Origin of the sequence: Xanthomonas sp. NCPPB 1754 (assembly GCF_041475725.2) — a bacterium.
Classification (GTDB): Bacteria; Pseudomonadota; Gammaproteobacteria; order Xanthomonadales; family Xanthomonadaceae; genus Xanthomonas; species Xanthomonas euvesicatoria.
This window is the reverse complement of the sequence record NZ_CM192982.1, coordinates 1,758,533-1,782,261: the sequence shown is the minus strand read 5'-3', so window position 1 is coordinate 1,782,261 and position 23,729 is coordinate 1,758,533. Positions and strand designations below refer to the sequence as shown.

The following is a 23,729-nucleotide window of genomic DNA, read 5'->3' as shown; positions in this document are numbered from 1 at the left end:
AACGCCGCATTGACGCAGTTCCGCCGCACCGCCCGGCACGACATTTGCATCATGTGCCATGTCGCCAAGGTTACGGCGGACATCCACCACTGCCACGAATCGAGACCACGATGAACCAGCACCTCAACGACCATATCGTCAAAAGCTACGACGAGGAGCAGCACCGTCTTGTCGCCGAGATCGTGCGCATGGGCGAGACGGCGGTGGCGCAGCTGGAAGCCGCGCTGGATGTGGTGGAGCGTCGTGATGACAACGCCGCGCACCGCATCGTGGTCAACGACGAGGCGATCGACGCACTGGAGCATGCGATCAGCCACGACGTGATGCGGCTTGCATTGCGCGGCCCGATGGCGCGCGATCTGCGTGAAATTCTTGCAGGCCTGCGGATTCCGGCCGATATCGAACGTATCGGCGATTACGCGGCCAACGTGGCCAAGCGCTCGATCGCGCTCAATTCCGCACCGCCGCTGCCGCAGACCGTGGGCCTGCGCGCGCTTGGCCAGATGGCGGCCGATGCCGTGCGCGAAGCCGTACAGGCGTATCGCAACAAGGATGCCGATGCGGCGATCCGTGTCCGCGACGAAGATGCACGCCTGGATGCGCAGTACACCGCGTTGTTCCGCGAGCTGCTCACCTACATGATGGAAGACCCGCGCAATATCACCCCGTGTACGCATCTGCTGTTCATGGCAAAGAATCTGGAACGCATTGGCGACCACGCCACCAACATCGCCGAGAACGTGTGGTTCCTGGTGCATGGCGAGCAGCCCTTGCCTCCGCGCGTGAAGCGCGACGACACCAGCAGCACCGGCGTCATCTAGACCGCGGCAGCGTGGCCGTAAGGCGCCGCAAGGCCTTCTCATTACGTATTCAGCTTGAAACTTCTACGGTGCAGCTGCACAGGCATTTCCTGTGACCCAGGAGTCCGCTGATGAAACGTTTCGTTGGATCCTTCATGGCCTTGACGCTGCTGACCTCTGGCGCAGCGTTTGCAGCACCGCAGCAGCACGAGCTGGATCACGACCGTGACCGCAATGCGCAGCGTCACGACGACCATGGTCCTGACCGCCATGACGATCACCGCGACGACAGGCATGACGACAGGCGCGACGATCGCCGCAACGCGCATCACGAGGATCATCGCAACGAGCGCCGCGGCCCGCCGTATCGCCGCGGCGAGCGGCTGGCACCGGACCATCGTGGTAGTCGCGTTGCCGACTACCACAAGCACCATCTCAAGCCGCCGCCGCGCGGGCACGAATGGCGTCGCGTGGATAACACCTACGTGCTGATCGCAGTGGCCACCGGGCTGATTACCAGCGTCGTCGCGGGTCGCTAAGGGCTCGCTCACCGTGTCGTTAGGGAGGCCCGGTCCGTGGCAACGCGGATCGGGCCTTTTCATTTCGGTGTATGGCGACTGTCGCTGTGTGGTCTGCAGTCGCCCGGTTCGGGGAAGACGCTCGCAGACAGTGGGCCGGCAATGCACGCCGACGCCACTCGAGTGGCCGTGCACCCAATCGTCGGGGCGTCGCTGCCGCCGGTGTGGGCGTGCCAGCCTGCAGCCAGGGCAGAGCCCGGCGTGCGACCTGCTAGGCTATGCGGATGAACGAACCGGTCGATGCACAGCCTGCACCCTCTTTTTTGCCGATGTCGCGCCGCTTTCGTGGCTATCTGCCCGTGGTGGTGGACGTAGAAACCGGCGGGTTCGACTGGAACAAGCACGCACTGCTGGAGATCGCCTGCGTGCCGATCGAGATGGATACCGACGGACGCTTCTTTCCCGGCGAGACCGCCAGCGCGCACCTGGTGCCGGCGCCCGGGCTGGAGATCGACCCGAAGTCGCTGGAAATCACCGGTATCGTGCTCGACCACCCGTTCCGCTTCGCGAAACAGGAAAAGGACGCGCTGGACCATGTGTTCGCGCCGGTGCGCGCAGCGGTGAAGAAATACGGCTGCCAGCGCGCAATCCTGGTCGGCCACAACGCCCACTTCGATCTGAATTTTCTCAACGCCGCCGTGGCGCGCGTGGGCCACAAACGCAACCCGTTTCATCCTTTCAGCGTGTTCGACACGGTGACGTTGGCTGGCGTGGCCTATGGCCAGACGGTGCTGGCACGCGCCGCCCAGGCCGCCGGCCTGGACTGGAATGCCGCCGACGCCCACAGCGCGGTCTACGACACCGAACAGACCGCACGCCTGTTCTGCAAGATCGCCAACGCCTGGCCCGGGCCGGTGTGAGGACGGGATTCGGGATTGGGCATTCGGGATTGGCAAAAGCGTCGTGGTTTCTGGATTGAAGCGGCCAATCGCGTACGTTTACCAAGCACGAGCCGCAACCGTTTGATCACGACGCAGCACTGCTGCCTGCTGCCGTACCCTCATCTGCCCTTCTGGGCACCTTCTCGTGCAGGAGAAGGAACGCCTGCGCTGCCGTTGCCAATCCCAAATCCCGATTCCCGAATCCCGGCGTCTAACCCACACAGATCCGATCGCGACCGGCGCTCTTGGCCTCGTACAAGGCGTGATCGGCGCGCTGCATCAGCGACGAGCCGGTGTCGTCGTCGCGCAGCGCGGCAACACCGGCGCTGAAGGTCACCTGCAAGCCCTCGACGCTGGCCCAGTTGTGACGGGCGTGGAAGAGCGCGCGGATGCGCAGGCAAAGCGCCTGTGCCTCGTCCAGCGTGGTGTCGGCCAATAGCAGCGCGAATTCTTCGCCGCCCAGGCGTGCCGGCAGATCCGAGGCGCGCGCGGCCGCCGTCAGGAGCACTCCCACCTCGTGCAGGACCGCATCGCCGCTGGCGTGCGAATAATGGTCGTTGATGCGCTTGAAGTGATCGATATCCAGAATCGCCAGCACCAGCGGCCGCCCACTGCGCCGTGCACGGCTGATATCGCGCGCCAGCGCTTCGTCGAAATGGCGACGGTTGGGTAGCCCGGTCAATGCATCTTCGTGCGCCTGGCGCTCGAACACATCGGACTTGATGCGCAAACGCGTCAATAGCTCGCTCTTTTCCTGATTGGCCTGCAGCAAGCGCTGCGCCTGCCGTTGCAGGTCTTCGGTGCGCTTGCGCACCAGCTCGGCCAGGCGCGCGTTATGGGTCTTGTAGCGATGCAGCAACACCCGATACAGCAGGGCCAGCAGCAAGAGCGCCCCCAGCGCCGCGGCAAAGCGCACATCCTGGCGTTGCCACCACAGCGGCAATACCTCGAACGCCCACACCGCTTCGTGCGGGCTCCATGCCCCGCCCGGATGGCGCGCAGCCACGTGCAGACGATATCGGCCCGGCGGCAGGCCGATGAATTCCACGCTGCGCTGCCGGCCGCGTTCGGTCCAGGTGTTGTCCAGGCCTTCCAGCCGGGTGCGGTACTCGATTCGCTCCGGCAGCAGAAAGCTCATGCCGACGTAGGACACGTTCAAGCGATGCCCGCCAGCCAGTTGGGCGCGCTGGCGCCACACCAACGGGCGGCCATCCTGCTGCGCGTTCTCGATCACTGCCGGCGGCGGGCGACGTTCGCGAAAGCGCTGCAGACGTGAGGGGTCGACCATGCTTACCCCGCCAGCTGTCACCACCCACACCGTGCCGTCGGCGCGCCGCAGCAGGCTGGGGCCGGAACTGCCGTTGGCCTGTGCATTGCCCATGCCATCGATCTCGCCATAGCGTTCGATCGCGAGCGTGCCGCGCCCATCGGCAACTGCATCGAGCGTTTTGAATTCGGTACGCAGCACGCCGCGATTGCTGCTGATCCACGCATTGCCAAGCCGGTCTTGTACAAGCTGGAACACCGTATCGACCGGCATCCCCTGCTCCAGACCCACGCGTGCGAGAACGCCATTGCGCTCGCGATACAACCCGCGGTCGGTCGCGATCCACATGGCATCGCCGATGGCCTGAAAACCGAATACGCTGCGCGCGCCGCCCAGTTGCTCAAGATTCAACTGGCGCAGCTTGCCGTTGCGTAGCACTGCCGCACCATCGACCGAACCGATCCACACCGCGCCATCGACGTTGGCCAATGCGGTCACCACGCTGGCAGGCAAGCCGTCGATCGCCAACGGCGTGCGCTTGCCATCCACCAGCTGCACCACGCCACGCTGGGTTGCCAGCCATACCGTCTCGTGGTCGTCGATCACGATCGCGCGGATATGCCCGCCGGGAATGCCCTCGGCCTCGCCGTAATGGCGCAGCACGCGCCCGGCGCGCAACACGAAGACACCATCGGCATAGGTGCCTACCCAAAGATCGCCGTGCCGGTCCAGCGCCAGGCTGAGCACCGAAAGGCGTCGCCCCGATGGTGTGGCCACCGGCACCGCCACGATGCGCCCGTCCGGCAGCATCCGGTCCAGGCCGGCGGTTCCGGCAATCCACAGGCTGCCGTCGCGGTCTTCCAACATGGCGCGGCTGTAGTCGCCGCTTAATCCATCGCGCTGGCTGTAGCGACTGAACAGTGTCTCGCGCAGCCGGAACAGACCGCCGTTTGCGCCGACCCAGATGCTGCCTTCGGCGTCCTCGCGCAGACTGACGATGCGCCCAGTCGGCAGGCTGCGACCGGCCGGCAGATGCTCCACGCCGTACGGCCCGATCCGCAGCAGCCCCTGGTTTTCGCTGCCCAGCCACAGGTCGCCATTGCGATCCTGCAGCATCGCGGTGAAGTGACCCTGCCCCGGCACCCGATGCATCAGCTCGGCGCGCTCGCCCTGCAGGCGATACAGCTGATCTCCCGCAACCACCCACACCGTGCCGTCCGTTGCGCGATACGGCCATGCCAACCCCGGCGGAAACCCGAATGCGGCCGGCGCGCGGTGCATGCGCCCATCCGGTTCGCGGTAGATCAATCCATCGAAGGTGCCGATCAACAAGCGCCCCTGCGCATCGACCACCATGCGCGGAAAGCTGCTTTGCAGCGGTGCGTCATCGTGCGGCGGGAAATAGTCGAAGCGCCCATCCGGCCACAGGCAGCCCAGCCCGTGCCCTTCGAACAACAGCCACATGCGGCCTTCGGCGTCCATGGTCATGGCATGGATCAACGCCTGCGGCCACTGCCCTTGCCGCTGCCACTGTCGCCATTGCCCGTCGGCACCATGCCGGACCAGATTGCCGCGCGCATCGCTCAGCCACAGCGCGCCATCGCGATCAACATACAGCGCGCCGACGCCGTTATCGGGCAGCCCAGGGCGCGTGCTGCGGTCGATCACGCTGAATTCCAGCCCGTTGTAGCGCACCAACCCTTCCCAGGTCGCGAACCACAGATACCCGTCGCGGGTCTGGGCGATGTCGCGCAAGGAGTTGTGCGGCAGCCCGTTGCGCGAACTCCAGCTATCGATGGCGTAATCGCGCAAGCGTGCCGTGCCGGCCGGTGAGGCAGTCGCAACAAGCGAACACAGCGCCAACAACAGGCAGGCGCCGACACCGAGCCAGCGCGGCTGCCGTCTATGTTTTCGTCGTGCTGACGCCTGGACGCCGCAACTGCTCTCGCCTGTTTGCCAGGCGCCCACCCCATCGTTCATCACACACAACGCGCCGTTCGCTGGCGATATGGTAGGCAAAAACGTCGCGCTGCGTTCGACGGTGGCTGCGCATGCCTGGAAAGCCTTGCTGCACCTCCCTGCGCGTGCGCCAGTCAACGCCTCGCGAACCGCATCTGCGCGGAACATTGCGCAGATGCCCATCGGCAATGCAACGATCAAGCGTTGGCGCTGCTGTGCATCGCGTAACGCGCGTGGGTTACGCAGGCCGGCACGCCTGCGCTCGCGCCTGCATGCGGGCCGTTAGGTGCCCAGGCGCTGGCGCACGGCCTCGAACAGGGTCACACCGGTGGCGACCGACACATTGAGGCTTTCAATTTCGCCGGGCATCGGGATCTTGACCAGGCCGTCGCAATGCTCGCGGGTGAGACGGCGCAGGCCATCGGCCTCGCCACCCAGCACCAGCCCGACATTGCCGCGCAGATCCACGCTGTACAACGAAGCCTCTGCTTCGCCGGCCAAGCCATACAGCCACACACCCTGCTTCTGCAGGTCGCGCAGGCAGCGCGCCAGGTTGGTCACCGCCACCACCGGAATGCGGTCGGCCGCACCGGCGGAGGTCTTGCGCACGGTGGCGTTCACCGTGGCCGACTTGTCCTTGGGAATCACCACTGCGGTGACCCCGGCCGCTGCCGCACTGCGCAGGCATGCGCCAAGGTTGTGCGGGTCCTGCACGCCATCGAGGATCAGCACCAGCGCGCGCCCTTCGGCGGCCTCGACCAACCCTTCCAGCTCGTTCTCGGCCCACAGCCGCGCGGCGGCATAGCGTGCGGCCACGCCCTGGTGGCGTACCTGCCCCCCCACACCGTCCAGTGCCTGGGTATTGACCCGGCGGACGTCGATGCCCTTGCGGCGCGCCTGTTCTTCGATCTCGGTCAGGCGCGGGTTCTTGCTGCCGGCCTCGATCAACACCTCGCGCACGTTGTCGGCGTCGTTCTCGACGGACGAGGCGACAGCATTGACGCCGACGATCCACTGGTTCTGCTTGCTCATTGCGGGCATACGAAGAGGTAAAGGGGAATGGTAGGGCCTGCGGCCTGTCACGTCACGGCCGGTGCGTGGAGCCCGGCGATGCCAACGACGCGATGCGGCGATGGCACTGGTGCTGGACGCGCAGCGCCCGGGGCCAATGGCGCACGCCTGCATTGACCGCACGCTCACCGCGCACCCCATCGTGTCGATGGATGCCTGCCAGATGGCGCACTGGCGCGTGTTGCCGCGGCCAGTGACGGCCGCGAGCGAGGTGACGCCATTGCTGCTCGCATGCCGCGATCAGCAGCACAACAAACCAAAGCCTTTTCTCACGCCGGCCAATGCGCAGTGTCGTGATCGGGATGTTGTCGCGACACCACGCTGGCCAAAAAAGCCTCCGCGGCGGCATCGTCTTCGGGTGGACGCGTAGGCAGCTGCGCCAGGCCATCGACGAAGGGCAGTTTGCGATCCAGTCCATATTGGATATGCGGCGGCAACTGCTCGGGCGTGTCGAAGGCACCCGCCGCAACTGCCACGCCGTCGGGTGCCTCATACGTCAATGGCGTGCCGCATTCGGCGCAAAAACCGCGCTGCACGACGTTCGACGATGCAAAGCGCTTGGGCTCGCCACGGGTCCAGCGAAACTCGGTGCCTCGCACAGACACCAACGGCGCGTAATACGCGCCGAATGCCTTCTGACACATGCGGCAGTGGCAGATCGAAGCATCCACCAACGCACCACGCACATGAAACCGCACCGCCCCGCACTGGCAGCCACCGCTGTATTCGCTTGAAGTGTCCATGCCCTGCTCCGCGTCAGTCTGTTACGGACATCATTGCAGACCCACTCGCCTGCAACAGCCCACCGGCCTCTCTCACAGCGAATAACACGACTGCGATCACTGCCACGCGGATGCGGCCAATCGTGGAAGTTGCCGCGAACCGCCGGCGCGCCGCAGTTCATCAGCCCCGTCTGTACCCGCCCGACGACCCACGCTTCATTTTAGTGGCTGCTTGTCACCACCACCTCGCGTGGCGGGCTGCCAGTTCGGCCGCCCGCAGCGCCGTCCTGCAACTCAGTACGGCTTCTTCTTGCGCTTGGTCGGCTTCTCGCGTGGCGGCAGCGGCGCTTCGGGCGCTGCGCCATTTTCGTCGGCCAGGCGGAAGTCGATCTTGCGCTCTTCCATGCTGGCCTTGAGCACCAGCACGCGCACCGGGTCGCCGAGGCGGAACTCGCGACCACGGCGCTCGCCGCTGAGCGTCTTGCGAATCGGATCGAACTGGTAATAGTCCTGCGGCAGCTGCGTGACGTGCACCAGGCCGTTGACCTTGGACTGCGTCAACTCCACGAACAGGCCAAATCCCGTCACACCGCTGATCACGCCATCGAACTGGCCACCGACGTGCTTTTCCATCCACGCGGCGCGGTAGCGCTCGTCCACTTCGCGCTCGGCTTCATCGGCACGCCGTCCGCGCTCGGAGCATTGCAATGCCAGCGCCGCCATCTGACGCGGGGTATAGATGAATGTCTGCGGGCTGGCGCCGGTCAACGCATGCTTGATTGCGCGGTGTACCAGCAGATCCGGGTAACGCCGAATCGGCGAGGTGAAATGCGCGTATGCCTCCAACGCCAGACCGAAATGGCCGTTGTTCTCCGGCGAATACACCGCCAGGCTCTGGCTGCGCAGCAACACCGATTCCAGCAACGCCGCATCCGGGCGCGCGCGCACTTTCTTCAGCAACTTGGTGTAATCGCCGGGGCGCACCTTGCTCCATGCCGGCAAGCTCAGCTGGAACTCCTTGAGGAACTCCAGCAGGTCTTCGTACTTGCTCTCCGGCGGGCGCTCATGCACACGGTAAGGCGCAGGCACGTGCACGCTCAGCAGGTAGCGCGCCGCCTCGACGTTGGCGGCGATCATGCATTCTTCGATGAGCTTGTGGGCATCGTTGCGCACCAGCATGCCGGCCTGGGTGACCTCGCCGGTGTTGTCGAGCACGAAGCGCACTTCGGAGGTTTCGAACTCGATCGCCCCGCGCTGCGTGCGTGCCTTCGACAGCACGTGATACAGCTGATGCAGGCGCTGCACCTGCGGCAGCAGCGGGCCGATGAAGGCCTTGGTGTCCGCATCGTCTTCGCCCACCGCCTTCCAGACCTGGTTATAGGTCAGGCGTGCGTGCGAATTCATCACCGCTTCGTAGAAACGCGAGCCGGTCACTTCACCATCGCGTCCCACCTGCATATCGCAGACGAAGCACATGCGGTCGACCTTGGGCATCAGCGAGCAGATGCCGTTGGACAGCGTTTCCGGCAGCATCGGTACCACGAAGCCGGGGAAATACACCGAGGTGGCGCGCTTTTGCGCTTCGTCGTCCAGCGGCGTCCCGGGACGGACGTAGTTGGACACATCGGCGATTGCCACCACCAGACGGAAGCCGTCGACATTGGGTTCGCAATACACCGCGTCGTCGAAATCCTTGGCGTCTTCGCCATCGATGGTGACCAGTGGCATCTGCCGCAGGTCCACGCGCCCGCCGATCATCTGCGGCTCGACCACCAACGGCACGGCCGCCGCTTCGTCCAGCACTTCCTGCGGAAATTCGTGCGGCAATTCATGGCCGTGGATGGCCATTTCGACGACCAGCGACGGCGTCAGCTTGTCGCCCAGTACCGCGATGATCTTGCCGATCGCCGGGCGGCGCGCGTCCGGCGGCGCGATCAGTTCGCAGACCACCAATTGGCCTTCGCGTGCCTCGCCGATACCGTCCGGGGCAATCTGCACATTGCGCTGGATGCGCTTGTCGTCGGGGTCGACGTAAGCCACCCCGTGCTCATAGAAAAAGCGCCCCAGCATGCGGGACATGCCACGCTCGAGCACGCGCGCAATGGCACCTTCGCGACGGCCGCGACGGTCGATGCCGGTGACATTGGCGAGCGCGCGGTCGCCATGCATGACCTTGCGCATTTCGAACGGCGGCAGGAACAGGTCGTCGCCGCCCTCGTCGGGCTTGAGGAAACCGAAGCCCTCCGGATTGGCGATGACCACGCCGGCGATCAGGCTGGTCTGCTGCACCGGCGCGTAGCCACCGCGGCGGTTCTGCACCAGTTGCGCTTCGCGCACCATTGCGGCCAGGCGCTTGCCCAGCGCATCGATGCGGTCGCTCAGATTGAGCTGCTCGGCAATTTCTTCGGCGGTCTGCGGACCGTCGCAGGCTTCAAGCAATTGCAGGATGGCCTCGCGGCTGGCGATCGGCTCGGCATACCGAAGAGCCTCGCGCTCGGCATGCGGATCCTTGAATTCGGCAGTCGTAGGTGCAGCGGTCTGGAAGCGTTCCGGCGGCGGCGCAGACGGGCCACTCTTGCGCGGATGCGGAGCGCGCGGCGCAGGCGGCGCGGACGCCTGCTGTGGCGAGGCTTTGGAGGGGTTGGATGCTTTGTCGGCAGCGCGCTTGTTGGCGGACTTGGTCGATGCGCCGGCTGCGGCGCGGACCAGGAAGTCTGGCATCCAGCCCGGCAACTTCTGCTGTTCGGCAGTGCTGGAATCGCCTGCGCCGGTGGATTTGCGGCGACTCGGCCGATCGGAATCTGGGGTTTTTTTCTTTGTCATTGCTTACATGGTACTGCGTGGCGCGGCGAGATGGGCAGCAAGGCCGGCGCGACCGCCGACGATTGCCGCATGGAACCCATTGACAAGCCAGCCGGGGGCCTGCAAAATTCGCGGCTCACCTGCCCAGGTGGCGGAATTGGTAGACGCACTAGCTTCAGGTGCTAGCGGGGGCAACTTCGTGGAGGTTCGAGTCCTCTTCTGGGCACCAGTTTAAAAAGACCTCCGAGCAATCGGGGGTCTTCTGGTTTCTGGGGTTCGAAAATGCAGTGCGCTGCACTCGATCGCCGCGCCCTCGCCGGCAGCCCGGCCCTAGCTCGCTCTTTCGGCGTTGGAAACGGCAGACCAGCTCATGCCGGGCCTCGCCCGGGACGCAGATGGCCTCGCTTGAGCCCGTTGGCCATCATCACGTTCCACGCCGGAGCGTGGCCCCGCGCACTCCTGAAAACCAAACGCGACTGCCGACCCGCGCGACGCGCCAGCGCGCGGGCGGCCGCACGTCCCCCCCTTACCCTCCGCGCTCGCTTTTGGATGAACGCGCTCGCGTGCCGCCACCGTTACGGCGCAGCGGTAATGCCCGCCTCGCGCAGCGCCTGCGCCCAGATGCGGTAGCCGGACTCGCTGGGATGGGTGCCATCGGGCATCAGCGCTTCGGGCAGCGTGCCGTCGGGCTGCAGCATCTTGGGGCCGATATCGACCAACTGCACCGCCGGATCCTTGGCATAGCGCGCGACCAGCAGCCGGTTTGTCTCGGCGATCGGCGCGCGCCGTGCATCGTCGGGGTTGCGGCCACGCGGCATGATCGCCATCAGGATCAGCTTGCTGTTGGGAAGGCGACGGCGCACCTCGCTCACCACCGCCTGCAGACCCAACTCCGCTTCAGCCGGGGTGCTGGCGCGCGCTTGCGCCGTGCCGCTGAGATTGTTGGTGCCGATATGCAGCACCACCCAGCGCGGGTCCAGACCATCGAGTTCGCCCTGCCGGATGCGCCACAGCACATTTTGCGTGCGGTCCCAGCCGAAGCCCAGATTCAGGACCGGCCGCGTGCCATACAACCATTGCCATGATTCGGGGCCACTGACGCGCGTGGCCTGCGGTGGCCCAGACCAGAAATGCGTGATCGAGTCGCCGATCATCACCACCTCCGGCTTCAGGCTGCGCGCGACGGCCAGCGCTGCGTGGTGGCGTGCGTACCAGTCGTAGGAATCCTGCTCCAGCCAGTCGACCGGCATCAGCGAGGTCGCCGCGTCACGGCCGAGTTCGGCCACCGGCTTGACCGGTGGCTCGCCCAACAGCCGCGCCAGCGTGGGCTCGATCGCTTCGGCCAGCATGCGCTGCCCCCGCGTGTCCGGATGCAAGGCACCGGCCGCCGGACGGAACCGGGTGTCGTAAAACAGATCGGTGCGGAGTTTGCCGTCGCGCTGGAAGACCGAACTCACATCCAGATAGGTCACGCGTGGGTTGTCGCCGTAACGCACGGCCAGGCCCTGATTGATCTGCGCATCGCGCCGCGATTTTTCGCTGGAGAGATCGCTGGGCAACACGCTCAGCAGCAGGATGTGCGTTCGCGGCAGCTTCTGCTCGATCGCCGCGACCACCGCATCGATACCGAGTTGGGTCTGTTCGGCGGTTTGACCGAGATGGCCGGTGTTATTGGTGCCGATCAGCACCAGCGCGACCTTCGGCTGCAGCCCGTCGACTTCGCCATTGGCCAGCCGCCACAGCACGTTTTCGGTGCCGTCGCCACTGAAACCTAGGTTCAGCGCACCGCGGCTGCCGTAGAAGGTTTGCCAGGTCGGTTGGAAGTCTTCGTCCGGCGCCTTGGCTTTTTCGTAGTTTTGAGTGATCGAATCGCCGATCAGCAGCAATTTGGTATCCGGGTGCTGCTTGACCTGCTCCAGCACCTGCGCATGCCGTTGCGCCCACCAGGACTCGCGCAGACGATCGGTTGGCACGATCGAAGGCGGCGAGGTTTGCGCGCCTGCCGTCGTGCAGAACAGCAGCAGCCCCCAGCACCACAGGGTATGCGCTAAGCCGGAGCGTGAAACACGGGACAAAGCAGCGTGCGAAGACCGGGACATGCGCGCACCAGACACGGGAGAAGCGTCGATTGTGGTCCGCGCATGCAACGCAGGACAACCCTTGGCATAGCCGCCCTTGATGATCACAACGCACTGCAGCGAGCACTCCGACGTTGCCGCGTTGCTGCGGCAATGCTGAGGGAATGACGGGCTTCGCCGCGACCCTGTCGTGCCGCGTGCGATCACCAAGCGCTGGATTGCCGAGGCGCCCGCGTCGATTTCGGTGATCTTGGCATCGCGGAAAGCGCTCCAGCGGTGCCGCGCGCAGCGGCAGCGCTGGAGCGCGGCAAGACCTCAGCGCAGCCCGGTTTCGCCGCGCGCGATCACCAGGCGCTGGATTTCCGAGGTGCCCTCGTAGATTTCGGTGATCTTGGCGTCACGAAAGTAGCGCTCCAGCGGCATTTCTTTCGAATACCCCATGCCGCCATGAATTTGCACCGCCTGATGGGTGATCCACATCGCCGCCTCGGATGCGGTGAGCTTGGCCACGGCCGCTTCGGTACCGAACTTTTGCCCCTGCCCCTTCAACCACGCCGCGCGCAACGTCAGCAGCAGCGCCGCATCCAGCTTGCACTTCATGTCGGCGATCTTGGCCTGGGTCATCTGGAACGTGCCGATCGCCGCGCCAAATGCCTTGCGCTCCTTGACGTAGGCCAGCGTGGCCTCATACGCCGCGCGTGCAATCCCGACCGCTTGCGAGGCAATGCCGATGCGCCCGGCATCCAGAACGCTCATCGCAGTCTTGAAACCCTCGCCTTCCACGCCCAGCACCTCGTCGGGCTGCGCAACGTAATCGGCAAACTCGATTTCGCAGGTGGCCGAGGCACGGATGCCGAGCTTGGGCTCGGTCTTGCCGCGATGAAAACCGGCGCGGTCGGTATCGACCATGAAGGCGGTGATGCCGCGCGAGCCCTTGTCCGGCTCGGTCACCGCAAACAACACGATGTACTTGGCCACCGGGCCGGAGGTAATCCAGCTCTTCTTGCCATTGATGACGAAGCTGCCATCGGCCTGCTTGACCGCGCGGCAGCGCATTGCCGAGGCATCCGAGCCGGACTGCGGCTCGGTCAGCGCGAACGCACCGATGTGCGTGCCCTCGGCGATCGCGCGCACGTACAGCTGCTTCTGCGCTTCGCTGCCGTTTTTGAGAATGCCGGTGCAAAACAGCGAGTTGTTGACCGAGACGATGGTGGAGTGCGCGCCATCGGCCGCGGCGATTTCGATCATCGCCAGCGCATAGCTGATCGGGTCCATGCCGGCGCCGCCGTACTCGACCGGCACCTCGATGCCCATCAGACCGTTTTCGCCAAGCAGGCGGATATTTTCCAGCGGGAATTCGCCGCTACGGTCGAATTGCTCGGCGCTGGGCGCGATCTTTTCCTGCGCGATGCGGCGCGCCACATCCTGGATCATCAATTGTTCTTCGGTAAAGCTGAAATCCACGTCGCACCCCTTCAGGCCTGAGCTGGACCCCATTGTAGCGCCAACCATTCGCATGCGTATGTAGTTGACCGCACCTGCCGCCGGCCCGAAAATATCTCCATATCGCGATATAGAGATATTCATGGATCTGGAAGACTGGTCGGCCCGCTTGAAGGTATTCGCCGACGCCACCCGAGTCCGCCTGCTGGCCTTGCTGGAGCAGGAAGAACTCACCGTGGCCGAGCTGTCGGCCATCACCCGGCTGGCGCAGCCGCGGGTGTCCACGCACCTGGCCAAACTCAAGGAAGCCGGGCTGGTCCGCGACCGCCGCGCCGGGGTATCGGCGTACTACCGCTTCGACGAAGTGTCGCTGGACCCGGCGCAGCGCGCGCTATGGCTGGCACTGAGCACCGGCAGCGACGATCCGTTGTTGCGCCAGGATGCCGAGCGCGTGGCCGCGGTGTTGGCCAACCGTGCCGCGGACCAGAACTGGGCCGATTCGGTGGCAGGCGACATGGAGCGGCATTACTCGCCCGGACGCACCTGGGAAGCGCTGGCGCGCACCGCCCTGCCCCTGCTGGAAACCGGCGACGTGCTCGATATCGCGTCCGGCGACGGCGTGCTGGCCGAACTGGTGGCACCGCATGCCACCCGCTATATCTGCATCGATACCAGCGCGCGCGTGGTTGCGGCCGCCAGCGAGCGCCTGCGCAAACTACGCAACGTGGAAGTGCGCGAAGGCGACATGCATGCGCTGCCATTCCCCGATGCCAGCTTCGACCTGGTGGTGCTGATGCACGCGCTGACCTACGCGGCCAAACCGGCGCAGGCGGTGGCCGAGTCGGCGCGCGTGCTGCGCCCGGGCGGCCGCCTGCTGCTGTGCAGCCTGGCCAAGCACGAACACCGCGCCGCGGTGCATGCGTACGGCCACGTCAATCTGGGGTTTGCTGCCAAGGAGCTGCGCAAGTTCGTTGAAAAAGCCGGGCTGGACGTCTCCAGCCTGGAGACGGTGACACGCGAAAAGCGCCCGCCCCATTTCGAAGTGATCTCGTTGATTGCTGTGAAGCCGGGAATGGGGAATCGGGATTCGGGAATCGCCGACCGCAGCGCCGCTGTCTCACGGAGCATCGCATCATGACGCCTGCAGCACTCCACTCCCCCGTTGCACATGCCCTGCCCTGGCTACGTCCCGAGCGCGCAGCCAAGCTCACCGCCGCGCTTGCCGAGCGCATCCTCATCATCGATGGCGCGATGGGCACCATGATCCAGCGCCACGACCTGCAGGAGCCCGATTATCGCGGCACCCGCTTTGCCGAGGGCTACGACAGTGCGCACGTGCACGGCCCCGGTTGCGACCACGCACACGTACCGCAGGGCCACGATCTGAAGGGCAACAACGATCTGCTGCTGTTGACCCGCCCGCAGATCATTGCCGGCATTCATCGCGCCTATCTGGATGCAGGTGCCGATCTACTGGAAACCAATACCTTCAACGCCACGTCGGTGAGCCAGGCCGACTATCACCTGGAACATCTGGTGTACGAGTTGAACAAGGCGGGCGCGCAAGTCGCGCGCGCCTGTTGCGACGAAGTCGAGGCGTTGACTCCGCACAAACCGCGCTTTGTGATCGGCGTGCTCGGGCCCACCAGCCGTACCGCTTCCATCAGCCCCGATGTCAACGATCCCGGCTACCGCAACACCAGTTTCGATGCACTGCGCGAAACCTATCGCGAGGCCATCGAGGGCTTGATCGATGGCGGCGCGGATACGCTGATGGTGGAAACCATCTTCGACACGCTCAACGCCAAGGCCGCGTTGTATGCGATCGAAGAGGTCTTCGAGGCACGCGGCGGGCGTTTGCCGGTGATGGTCTCCGGCACCATCACCGACGCATCCGGGCGCACCTTGTCCGGACAGACTGCCGAAGCGTTTTATGCATCGGTCGCGCACGGCAGGCCGTTGTCGATCGGCTTGAATTGTGCGCTCGGCGCCAAGGATCTGCGCCCGCACGTGGAAACCTTGGCGCAGATCGCCGACGCGTATGTCAGCGCGCATCCGAACGCCGGCTTGCCGAATGCCTTCGGCGAATACGACGAGACGCCGGAAGAAATGGCGTCCACGCTACGCGAATTCGCACAGGCCGGCCTGCTCAACCTGGTCGGCGGCTGTTGCGGTACCTCGCCGGACCATATCCGCGCCATCGCCGAAGCGGTCGCCGATCTGCCACCGCGGCAATTGCCTGGCGCACCAGAGCTGGCGGCGTGATGCGTCAGGCTCACCCTCATCCACCCTTTGCGCACCTTCTCCCGCCTGCGCGAGCAGGTGGCGCGCAGCGCCGGATGAGGGCTGCATTGCACCGCGCCCCAGGGCCGGGCCGTGAACACCTACTCACCACGACCGATCGCGCCGTCATCGTCCAGCAGAGCCTTGCATGAGCACTCCCCGCTACACCCGCCTGTCCGGCCTTGAGCCGCTGGTCATTACGCCGGACCTGTTGTTCGTCAACGTCGGCGAGCGCACCAACGTCACCGGCAGCGCGCAGTTCCGCAAGCTGATCAAGGAGGAGCGCTACGAGGAAGCGGTGGAGGTCGCGCGGCAGCAGGTGGACAGCGGTGCGCAGATCCTCGACGTCAACATGGACGAAGGCCTGATCGATTCGGAGAAGGCGATGACGCGCTTTCTCAACCTGATCATGTCCGAGCCGGATATCGCGCGCATTCCGGTGATGGTGGATTCGTCCAAGTGGAGCGTCATCGAAGCGGGATTGAAATGCCTGCAAGGCAAGAGCGTGGTCAACTCCATTTCGCTCAAGGAAGGCGAAGCAGTGTTCATCGAACACGCCCGCAAGGTATTGCGCTACGGCGCCGCCGCGGTGGTGATGGCCTTCGACGAGGCGGGCCAGGCCGACACCTGCGCGCGCAAGGTCGAGATCTGCACGCGCGCCTACACGCTGCTGACCGAGCAGGTTGGCTTTCCGCCGGAAGACATCATCTTCGACCCGAACATCTTTGCCGTGGCCACCGGCATCGAAGAGCACGACAACTACGCGGTGGACTTCATCGAAGCCACCCGCATCATCAAGGACACGCTGCCGCACTGCCATGTGTCCGGCGGCGTTTCCAACGTCTCGTTCTCCTTCCGCGGCAACGAAACCGTACGCCAGGCAATCCACTCGGTGTTCCTGTTCCATGCGATCAAGGCCGGCATGGACATGGGCATCGTCAATGCCGGCGGCATGCCGATCTACGACGAGCTGGATCCGGAACTACGCGAACGCGTGGAGGACGTGATCCTCAACCGACGCCGCGACGGCACCGAACGTCTGCTGGAAATCGCCGAGCGCTACAAGGGCACCAAGGGCGCGGCGAAAGTCGAAGACCTGGCCTGGCGCGACAAGCCGGTCCGTGCGCGCCTGGCGCATGCGCTGGTGCACGGCATCGACGCATTCGTGGAAACCGACACCGAAGAAGCGCGCCGGCATTCCACGCGCCCTCTGGACGTGATCGAAGGCCCGCTGATGGACGGCATGAACGTGGTGGGCGATTTGTTCGGCGCCGGCAAGATGTTTTTGCCGCAGGTGGTCAAGTCCGCGCGCGTGATGAAAAAGGCGGTGGCCTATCTGCTGCCCTTCATCGAAGCGGAAAAACTGCGCACCGGCGATGTCGGCAAGTCCAACGGCAAGATCATCATGGCCACCGTCAAGGGCGACGTGCACGACATCGGCAAGAACATCGTCGGCGTGGTGTTGGCCTGCAACAACTTCGATGTGGTGGATCTGGGCGTGATGGTCTCGGCGCAGGTGATCCTGGATCGCGCTCGCGAAGAAAACGCGGATCTGATCGGGCTGTCCGGCCTCATCACGCCATCTCTGGAAGAAATGTCGCATGTGGCGCGCGAGATGCAGCGGCAGGGCTTTGACATTCCGTTGTTGATCGGCGGCGCAACGACCTCGCGCGCGCACACCGCGCTGAAGATCGACCCGCACTACACCGCGCCCACCGTGTGGGTGAAGGACGCCTCGCGTGCCGTGGGCGTGGCGCAGTCGCTGATCTCGCGCGACCTGCGCCAGGCCTTCGTTGCCGCCAACGATGCCGATTACGCGGAAATCCGCGCACGCCACCGTAACCGCGGCGATGCCAAGCGCCTGGTGTCGCTCGAAAAAGCCCGTGCGCAGCGCTTCGACGGCGATTGGGACACCTACACTCCACCGGCCCCACGCCAGCCAGGCATCCACGTTTTCGACGACTACCCGTTGCAGGAGCTGATCGAACTCATCGACTGGACGCCGTTCTTTCAGGCATGGGAACTGGCCGGCAAGTTCCCGGCGATTCTCAGCGACGAAATCGTCGGCACCCAAGCCAGCGAGCTGTATCGCGACGCACGCCGCATGCTCAAGCGCATCGTCGAAGAGAAGTGGCTGACGGCCAAGGCCGTGTTCGGGCTGTGGCCGGCAAATAGCGTTGGAGACGATGTTGTCGTCCTGACGGAGCCGGCAGAATCGGGAATCGGGAACCGGGAATTGCAAGGCGATGCCCGCACACTCGACCATTCCCGATTCTCCATCCCCCATTCCCTGCACTTCTTGCGCCAGCAAGTCGACAAGCCCATCGACCGCCCCGACTTCTGCCTGGCCGATTTCGTCGCTCCCAAGAGCAGCGGCAAGCAAGACTGGATCGGCGCGTTCGCGGTCACTGCCGGCATCGGTATCGATGCGCATGTGGCCCGGTTCGAAGCCGCGCACGACGACTACAACTCCATCCTGCTCAAGGCGTTGGCCGACCGTCTGGCAGAGGCGCTGGCCGAGCGGCTGCATCAACGCGTGCGCACCGAGTTCTGGGGTTATGTGGAGGACGAAGCGTTGGACAACGAAGCCTTGATCGCCGAGCGCTATCGCGGCATTCGCCCGGCTCCCGGCTACCCGGCTTGCCCGGAACACAGCGAAAAACGCACCTTGTTCGATCTGCTCGATGCCGAGCGCAACGCCGACATGTCGCTGACCGAAAGCTTTGCGATGCTGCCCACTGCCGCGGTCTCCGGTTATTACTTCAGCCATCCCAAGAGCCAATACTTCGTGGTCGGGCGACTAAGCAAGGAACAGGTGGCCGATTATGCAAAGCGCAAGAGCATCACGCTGGCATTGGCCGAGCGTTGGCTGGCATCGAATCTGGATTACGACCCGGAGTAAGGGCATCTGCTGACCGCAGATATCGTAGGAGCGCACCCGGGCGCGATGGGGGGTCTTATCGGTAAAGCCTCATCGCGCCCGGGTGCGCTCCTACGCGGCAACGCCACCGCATTGCGCGGCGGCGCTTGGATCACGCCAGCATCAAGCAGCCGGCCGCAACACGTTCAAGACTTCGTAGCACGCGCCCATGGTGTGGTAATCGGTCTTACCCGCCGGGCTTTTCTCATCGCTGTACTTGCGGTTGTCCGCATCCAGGATGCGATACCACGCGCCATACTGATGGTCGATCATGTGCGCCCACGAATAGGCCCACAGCGTGTCGTACCACTGCCAGTAGCGATCGTCGCCGCTGCGCTGCGCCAGCAATGCAGCAGCGGCCAACGACTCGGCCTGCACCCAGAAATACTTGTCGTCGTCGCAGACATTGCCGTCAGGGTCGAAGCCGTAATACAGCCCACCGCGCTGCGTGTCCCATGAGCGCTCCACTGCCACGTCGAACAGATGCTGCGCGGTCGGCAGCAACCAGTCGGCCGGCGCATAGCGATCCAGCAGCATCAGCAGCTTGGCCCATTCGGTCTGATGGCCGGGCTGAAAACCCCACGGGCGGAACAGGTGCTTGGGATTGTCGCGGTTGTAATCCCAGTCGATATTCCACTGCAGATCGTAATGCTCCCACACCAACCCATCGGCTTTGGCTGCCTGGCGACGGGTCATGTTCTCCGCGAGCACCAGTGCGCGATCGAGATAACGCTGCTCGCCACTGGCTTCGTACGCGGCGATCATCGCTTCGCACATATGCATGTTGGCGTTCTGGCCGCGGTAGCTGGTGAAGTTGAACTGCGCATCGGCTTCGTCGCGGTACAGCCCGAACTCCGCGTCCCAGAAGTACTTCTCCAGCAGTTGCCAGGTCTCGTCCATCCACGCGCGTGCCTCATCGACACCGGCCTTCAAACCACACGCATACGCCAGCAACACGAACGCCACGCCGTAGCAGTGATTCATGTCGTCTTCGACCACGCCATCGCGCAGCGTCCACGCATAACCGCCGGTTTGCGGGTTGCGATGCACATTGCGCAGATAGTCCAGCCCGTGACGTACCGCCTGCAGATACGCAGCATCGCCGAACTCGCGGTAGGCCATTGCGTAGTTGAAAACGAAGCGCGTACTGCTGACCAGGTGCCGATGCCCGGCATCGTAGATCGAACCGTCATCGCGGAAATACTGGAAAAACCCACCTGCCGGATCGATCGCGCGCGGATGGTAGAACGCCATGGTGTCGGCGATGTGCTGGCGCAAGACGTCAGCCGAACGGAAATCGGGTGCGGGTGTTGCAGGCAAGCGGCTCATGATTGTTCCTGGATCAAGGAATGGACTTCATCGATGCTCGGCATTGCCGCGAACGCGCCCTTGCGCGTCACCGCCAGCGCGCCGACCGCGGCAGCAAACCGAATCACCTCATTGATTGCCGCGGAATCGCCGCATAGCTGCTCCAGCGATGCAGCACGCGTTGCCAGCTGATACAGCAGCCCGCCGACGAACGCATCGCCAGCGGCGGTGCTATCGCGCACCTGCACCTGGAACGCCGGCACCTGGCCCGCATCGGTGCGTGTCTGCCAATGCACCGGTCCGCCGCCATCGGTGACCAGCAACCAACTGGCCCTGCCCTGCCACAGCTTTTGCGTGACCGCACTGGCATCGCCATCGAGCGTTCCCGCCAGATACTCAAGCTCCTCGCGCGAAAGCTTGACCACATCGGCCAACGCCAGCGCCTCCCATAGCAACGCCGCCGGATCGACATCCTGCGGCCACAGCATCGGGCGCAGGTTGAGGTCAAGGCTGACGATGGCGCCATCGGCGCGCGCACGGCGCATGCCGTCGAGCGTGCACTGGGCAATCTGCGGCTCGGTCATGCTGTTGGAGCACACATGCAATACCGCTGCCTGCGTAAACCCGTCCGCGGCGAAGTGCTCGGGACGGAACAACAGGTCCGCTGCCGGTGGACGGTAGAAACTGAAACTGCGTTCGCCCGCGTCGTCCAACGCAACGAACGCCAACGCAGTCTTGGCCTGATCGGTGCGCACGATGCCATCGGTCGCCACGCCGGACTGCTGCAGGCTTTGCAGCAGGAAATCGCCGAACATGTCGCGCCCGAGCATGCCGACGAAATGCGCAGCACCCCCCAGGCGCGCCACCGCAACGGCGACATTGGCCGGCGCACCGCCGGCATATTGCGCGAAGGTACGCGCCTGGTCCGGGCCGGCCTGCGGCAACGCCAGCATGTCGATCAGCGCTTCGCCGAAACACACTACCTGATGCTTGGTCGCACTCATGCGCGTGCCTCCGCCAGTGCGCCGCGCAACCGCGAGCCCCAGATACCGTAGAACACGATGTACAGGTAGCACAGCAACGGCAGCACGAACGACTCATGCAGGCCGATGCTGTCTGCCAGCAGCCCTTGCAGATACGGCACGATCGCACCGCCGACAATGGCCATGATCAGCAGGCTCGACGCGCGCCCGGTCAGCGGGCCGAGCCGTTCGATACCCAGGGTGAAGATGGTGGGGAACATGATCGAATTGAACAGGCCGATCGCCACCAGCGCATATACCGCCAACATGCCGCCGCTAGCCATGGTCAGGCCCAGCAACACCGCATTGATGGCCGCGAACACCGACAACAACACGCGCGGCGACAACTTGGCCAGCAGCGCCGAGCCGATGAAACGGCCGATCATCGCCAGCGTCCAGTAGGCCGACACGTACTTGGTTGCCTCACGCTCGGTGAACCCACCGATCTGCGGCAGCGAGAAGTAATTGACCATCAGGCTGCCGATGGCCACTTCTGCGCCTACATAGAAGAAGATCGCCAACACACCGAAGCGCACATGCGGGTGTTGCAAGGCATCGAGCAAGGAATGCTTGCTGTCGTCTTTCTGTGCGCTGGCGTCGGTCAGTGCCGGCAGGCGGAACAAGAACACGAAAATCGCCAGCAAGAACAGCACGATACCCAGCCCGATGTACGGGCCTTGCACGGCCTGCGCTTCCTGCACGCGATAAGCCAGTTGCTCGGCTTCCGGCAGGGCCTTCAGCTGGTCGCCGCTCATCACCGTGTTGGAGAGGATCAACCAGCCGCCCAACAGCGGCGCGATCGCGGTACCGAGCGAATTCAACGCCTGGGCCAGGGTCAGGCGACTGGAGGCGCTGCGCTCGGGCCCCAGCAAGGCGACGTAGGGATTGGCGGCCACCTGCAGGATGGTGATGCCGGTGGCCAGCACGAACAATGCGCCGAGAAATGCGCTGTACACGCGCAGTTCCGCCGCCGGCCAGAAACCCAGCGCGCCGACCGCCGCCACCGCCAACCCGGCCACGATGCCCTGCTTGTAGCCCAACCGATTCACCAGCCAACCGGCCGGCAGCGACATCAGGAAGTACGCACCGAAGAAGGTGAACTGCACCAGCATCGCCTGCGCGAAATTGAGCTCGAACACCGCCTTCAGATGCGGGATCAGGATGTCGTTGAGGCAGGTCAGAAAGCCCCACATGAAAAAGATCGTGGTGACCACCGACAACGCGACGCCGTTGTTGACGGGCGCCTTGTTGCCGCTGGGCACGGAGGATTGCGTGGAAAGGGAAACCATAGGGATTGCCTGGTCAGCGGCCTGAGGCCTTGGTGGGGGAATGGGCGGATGGACCGCTTGGGGGAGGTGATGACATTCGCGATGTCGGTCCGCAGGCGCTGCTCGCACGAATATTCAAGGCAACTGCGGCGGTCAGCTGTTGTGCGGCGAGCTCGGGGCTACCGATGCGTTGCAGTACCAGCTGCGCAGCCTGCCTGCCACGTGCACGCGGGTCTGCAGCCAAGGTGGTCAATGCAGGCGTAAACAGAGCCGCTTCGGCGATGTCGTCGAAGCCGGTCACCGCAAAGTCGCGGCCGGGCACGATGCCGTGCCTGGCCAGGGCCGCCATCAAACCAAGCGCAACGCTGTCGTTGTAGCAGACCGCTGCAGTCGCAGCCTGCGCCGCACTGCTCAGCAAGCGCGCCCCGCACAGTGCGGCGTCCTGGCGATTTGGAGCCGACTCGACGTAATGCGTTTCCAGGTTCGCCTCCTGCATCGCGCGCGCGTAGCCGGCGCGACGCTGCCGGCAGGAACTGGATGCGGCATGCCCACCGAAGAACACGATACGCCGATGACCTTGCGCAATCAGGTGCGAGCAGGCCTCGAACGCGCCTTGTGCGTTGTCCAGCGCCAGCAGATCCCATTGCGCGCCCTCCACCTCGCGATTGAACAGCACCACGTTGCGTTGGCGGCCGAGCACCTGGGTCAGCGCCTGCGCCTGGCTGCCTTCGGCCGGCGACAGGATGATGCCCGCCGGCGTGTGCTCCATCAGCGAGGTCAGCACTGCCTGTTGACGCTGCGTCGATTCGCCGGTGCTGCCGAGCAAGGTGACATAGCCGGCTGCGCCCAGTGCCTCGTCCACACCGGCGGCGAACTCGGCAAAAAACGGGTTGGACAAATCGTTGATGACCAGCGCGACGCTGGACGAGGTGCGTTGGCGCAAATTCGCCGCGGCGCGGTTGTAGACGTAATTCTGCCGATCCAACTCGGCCTCCACGCGCGCGCGCGTGCTCGCATGCACAAGCGGGCTCCCGCGCAGCACCAGCGACACCGTCGCGCGCGAGACACCGATGGCGCTGGCGATATCGCGTAGCGTCACCGCGCCGCGCCGCGCGCCCGGCGTACCATCGTCCGCAGTCATCTCGGGTGTCGGCTTGGCTGGCGTCACGTGGCGAGCCTTGCGGTGGAAAAAAGACGCATGCAGTGGCATCAAATTGGATCGATCCAATTAGGCCTCTTCCGCGCAGTCAATGCATGCGGCAGTGCAACATACTTCATTTCGCAAGAGGCCAAGCCCAGGTCAACGCACCGACTGGCCAGTGATCCG

Annotated in this window: 16 protein-coding genes and 1 tRNA gene; 7 read left to right on the top strand and 10 right to left on the bottom strand. The window is 64.7% G+C overall.

All coding sequences use genetic code 11. The annotated features are described in order from the left end of the window. Positions 1-110 precede the first annotated feature (110 nt). From phoU to rnt, 3 genes are all read left to right on the top strand, one after another. Positions 111-821, top strand: coding sequence for a phosphate signaling complex protein PhoU (gene phoU / locus ACCQ15_RS07880; RefSeq protein WP_008572166.1), 711 nt, complete (start codon positions 111-113; stop codon positions 819-821). A gap of 110 nt (positions 822-931) precedes the next feature. Continuing rightward, complete coding sequence (locus tag ACCQ15_RS07875; RefSeq protein ID WP_011346994.1) at positions 932-1,339, top strand: RcnB family protein; 408 nt, start codon at positions 932-934, stop codon at positions 1,337-1,339. 257 nt (positions 1,340-1,596) lie between these two features. After that, a complete protein-coding gene (rnt, locus tag ACCQ15_RS07870; RefSeq protein ID WP_008572178.1) occupies positions 1,597-2,238 on the top strand; it encodes a ribonuclease T in 642 nt (213 codons plus the stop codon). 232 nt (positions 2,239-2,470) lie between these two features. Here rnt and ACCQ15_RS07865 read toward each other — a convergent pair whose 3' ends face one another. The 4 genes from ACCQ15_RS07865 to rnr form a co-directional block, all read right to left on the bottom strand. Further along, entirely contained in the window at positions 2,471-5,506 is a 3,036-nt protein-coding gene (locus ACCQ15_RS07865) for a diguanylate cyclase domain-containing protein (RefSeq protein ID WP_372381398.1), read from the bottom strand. A gap of 261 nt (positions 5,507-5,767) precedes the next feature. Next, positions 5,768-6,517, bottom strand: a complete 750-nt coding sequence (rlmB, locus tag ACCQ15_RS07860) for a 23S rRNA (guanosine(2251)-2'-O)-methyltransferase RlmB (protein WP_011346992.1) — start codon at positions 6,515-6,517, stop codon at positions 5,768-5,770. 308 nt (positions 6,518-6,825) lie between these two features. Next, positions 6,826-7,299, bottom strand: coding sequence for a GFA family protein (locus ACCQ15_RS07855; protein ID WP_033837274.1), 474 nt, complete (start codon positions 7,297-7,299; stop codon positions 6,826-6,828). 273 nt (positions 7,300-7,572) lie between these two features. Further along, positions 7,573-10,101 (bottom strand): ribonuclease R, encoded by a 2,529-nt coding sequence (gene rnr, locus ACCQ15_RS07850; protein ID WP_372357533.1) that lies wholly within the window; start codon positions 10,099-10,101, stop codon positions 7,573-7,575. 121 nt (positions 10,102-10,222) lie between these two features. Here rnr and ACCQ15_RS07845 point away from each other — a divergent pair. After that, positions 10,223-10,309: transfer RNA gene (locus tag ACCQ15_RS07845), tRNA-Leu, on the top strand. A 346-nt stretch (positions 10,310-10,655) separates the two neighbouring features. Here the strand turns inward: ACCQ15_RS07845 and ACCQ15_RS07840 are convergent. Together ACCQ15_RS07840 and ACCQ15_RS07835 are read right to left on the bottom strand one after the other, a co-directional pair. Further along, on the bottom strand, positions 10,656-12,179 hold the full coding sequence (locus ACCQ15_RS07840; protein ID WP_372381397.1) for a platelet-activating factor acetylhydrolase IB subunit: 1,524 nt from the start codon (positions 12,177-12,179) through the stop codon (positions 10,656-10,658). A gap of 294 nt (positions 12,180-12,473) precedes the next feature. Continuing rightward, a complete protein-coding gene (locus ACCQ15_RS07835) occupies positions 12,474-13,655 on the bottom strand; it encodes an acyl-CoA dehydrogenase family protein (RefSeq protein WP_029819122.1) in 1,182 nt (393 codons plus the stop codon). An 88-nt stretch (positions 13,656-13,743) separates the two neighbouring features. Between ACCQ15_RS07835 and ACCQ15_RS07830 the strand changes: the two genes are divergently transcribed. The 3 genes from ACCQ15_RS07830 (at position 13,744) to metH (ending at position 18,786) form a co-directional block, all read left to right on the top strand. Then, positions 13,744-14,739 carry an ArsR/SmtB family transcription factor gene (locus ACCQ15_RS07830; protein WP_011346987.1) on the top strand — a complete coding sequence of 332 codons (996 nt, stop codon included), beginning with the start codon at positions 13,744-13,746 and terminating at the stop codon, positions 14,737-14,739. Continuing rightward, positions 14,736-15,866, top strand: coding sequence for a homocysteine S-methyltransferase family protein (locus ACCQ15_RS07825; protein ID WP_014089821.1), 1,131 nt, complete (start codon positions 14,736-14,738; stop codon positions 15,864-15,866). The genes ACCQ15_RS07830 and ACCQ15_RS07825 overlap by 4 nt, the downstream gene beginning before the upstream one ends. 166 nt (positions 15,867-16,032) lie before the next feature. Further along, positions 16,033-18,786: a methionine synthase gene (gene metH / locus ACCQ15_RS07820; RefSeq protein WP_057681567.1), complete on the top strand. Its 2,754-nt coding sequence runs from the start codon at positions 16,033-16,035 to the stop codon at positions 18,784-18,786. A 141-nt stretch (positions 18,787-18,927) separates the two neighbouring features. On the opposite strand, the gene ACCQ15_RS07815 is transcribed toward metH, so the two are convergent. From ACCQ15_RS07815 to ACCQ15_RS07800, 4 genes are read right to left on the bottom strand one after another with little or no spacing between them, the layout of a single operon-like run. Beyond that, positions 18,928-20,133, bottom strand: coding sequence for an AGE family epimerase/isomerase (locus ACCQ15_RS07815; RefSeq protein WP_046935174.1), 1,206 nt, complete (start codon positions 20,131-20,133; stop codon positions 18,928-18,930). Further along, on the bottom strand, positions 20,130-21,116 hold the full coding sequence (locus ACCQ15_RS07810) for a carbohydrate kinase family protein (protein WP_218506882.1): 987 nt from the start codon (positions 21,114-21,116) through the stop codon (positions 20,130-20,132). Before ACCQ15_RS07810 ends, ACCQ15_RS07815 begins: the two co-directional genes overlap by 4 nt. Beyond that, the gene (gene fucP, locus ACCQ15_RS07805; RefSeq protein WP_008576532.1) at positions 21,113-22,423 is read right to left on the bottom strand and encodes an L-fucose:H+ symporter permease; all 1,311 of its coding nucleotides are present in this window, start codon (positions 22,421-22,423) and stop codon (positions 21,113-21,115) included. Before fucP ends, ACCQ15_RS07810 begins: the two co-directional genes overlap by 4 nt. Before the next feature lie 13 nt (positions 22,424-22,436). Continuing rightward, positions 22,437-23,612, bottom strand: a complete 1,176-nt coding sequence (locus ACCQ15_RS07800) for a LacI family DNA-binding transcriptional regulator (protein WP_218502493.1) — start codon at positions 23,610-23,612, stop codon at positions 22,437-22,439. Positions 23,613-23,729: the final 117 nt, after the last annotated feature.

Bases quoted from the DNA above. Each gene is read 5' to 3' on its own strand.
- phoU (WP_008572166.1), top strand. From the start codon at position 111: ATGAACCAGCACCTCAACGACCATATCGTCAAAAGCTACGACGAGGAG.
- ACCQ15_RS07875 (WP_011346994.1), top strand. From the start codon at position 932: ATGAAACGTTTCGTTGGATCCTTCATGGCCTTGACGCTGCTGACCTCT.
- rnt (WP_008572178.1), top strand. From the start codon at position 1,597: ATGCGGATGAACGAACCGGTCGATGCACAGCCTGCACCCTCTTTTTTG.
- ACCQ15_RS07865 (WP_372381398.1), bottom strand. From the start codon at position 5,506: ATGAACGATGGGGTGGGCGCCTGGCAAACAGGCGAGAGCAGTTGCGGC.
- rlmB (WP_011346992.1), bottom strand. From the start codon at position 6,517: ATGAGCAAGCAGAACCAGTGGATCGTCGGCGTCAATGCTGTCGCCTCG.
- ACCQ15_RS07855 (WP_033837274.1), bottom strand. From the start codon at position 7,299: ATGGACACTTCAAGCGAATACAGCGGTGGCTGCCAGTGCGGGGCGGTG.
- rnr (WP_372357533.1), bottom strand. From the start codon at position 10,101: ATGACAAAGAAAAAAACCCCAGATTCCGATCGGCCGAGTCGCCGCAAA.
- ACCQ15_RS07840 (WP_372381397.1), bottom strand. From the start codon at position 12,179: ATGTCCCGGTCTTCGCACGCTGCTTTGTCCCGTGTTTCACGCTCCGGC.
- ACCQ15_RS07835 (WP_029819122.1), bottom strand. From the start codon at position 13,655: ATGGGGTCCAGCTCAGGCCTGAAGGGGTGCGACGTGGATTTCAGCTTT.
- ACCQ15_RS07830 (WP_011346987.1), top strand. From the start codon at position 13,744: ATGGATCTGGAAGACTGGTCGGCCCGCTTGAAGGTATTCGCCGACGCC.
- ACCQ15_RS07825 (WP_014089821.1), top strand. From the start codon at position 14,736: ATGACGCCTGCAGCACTCCACTCCCCCGTTGCACATGCCCTGCCCTGG.
- metH (WP_057681567.1), top strand. From the start codon at position 16,033: ATGAGCACTCCCCGCTACACCCGCCTGTCCGGCCTTGAGCCGCTGGTC.
- ACCQ15_RS07815 (WP_046935174.1), bottom strand. From the start codon at position 20,133: ATGAGCCGCTTGCCTGCAACACCCGCACCCGATTTCCGTTCGGCTGAC.
- ACCQ15_RS07810 (WP_218506882.1), bottom strand. From the start codon at position 21,116: ATGAGTGCGACCAAGCATCAGGTAGTGTGTTTCGGCGAAGCGCTGATC.
- fucP (WP_008576532.1), bottom strand. From the start codon at position 22,423: ATGGTTTCCCTTTCCACGCAATCCTCCGTGCCCAGCGGCAACAAGGCG.
- ACCQ15_RS07800 (WP_218502493.1), bottom strand. From the start codon at position 23,612: ATGCCACTGCATGCGTCTTTTTTCCACCGCAAGGCTCGCCACGTGACG.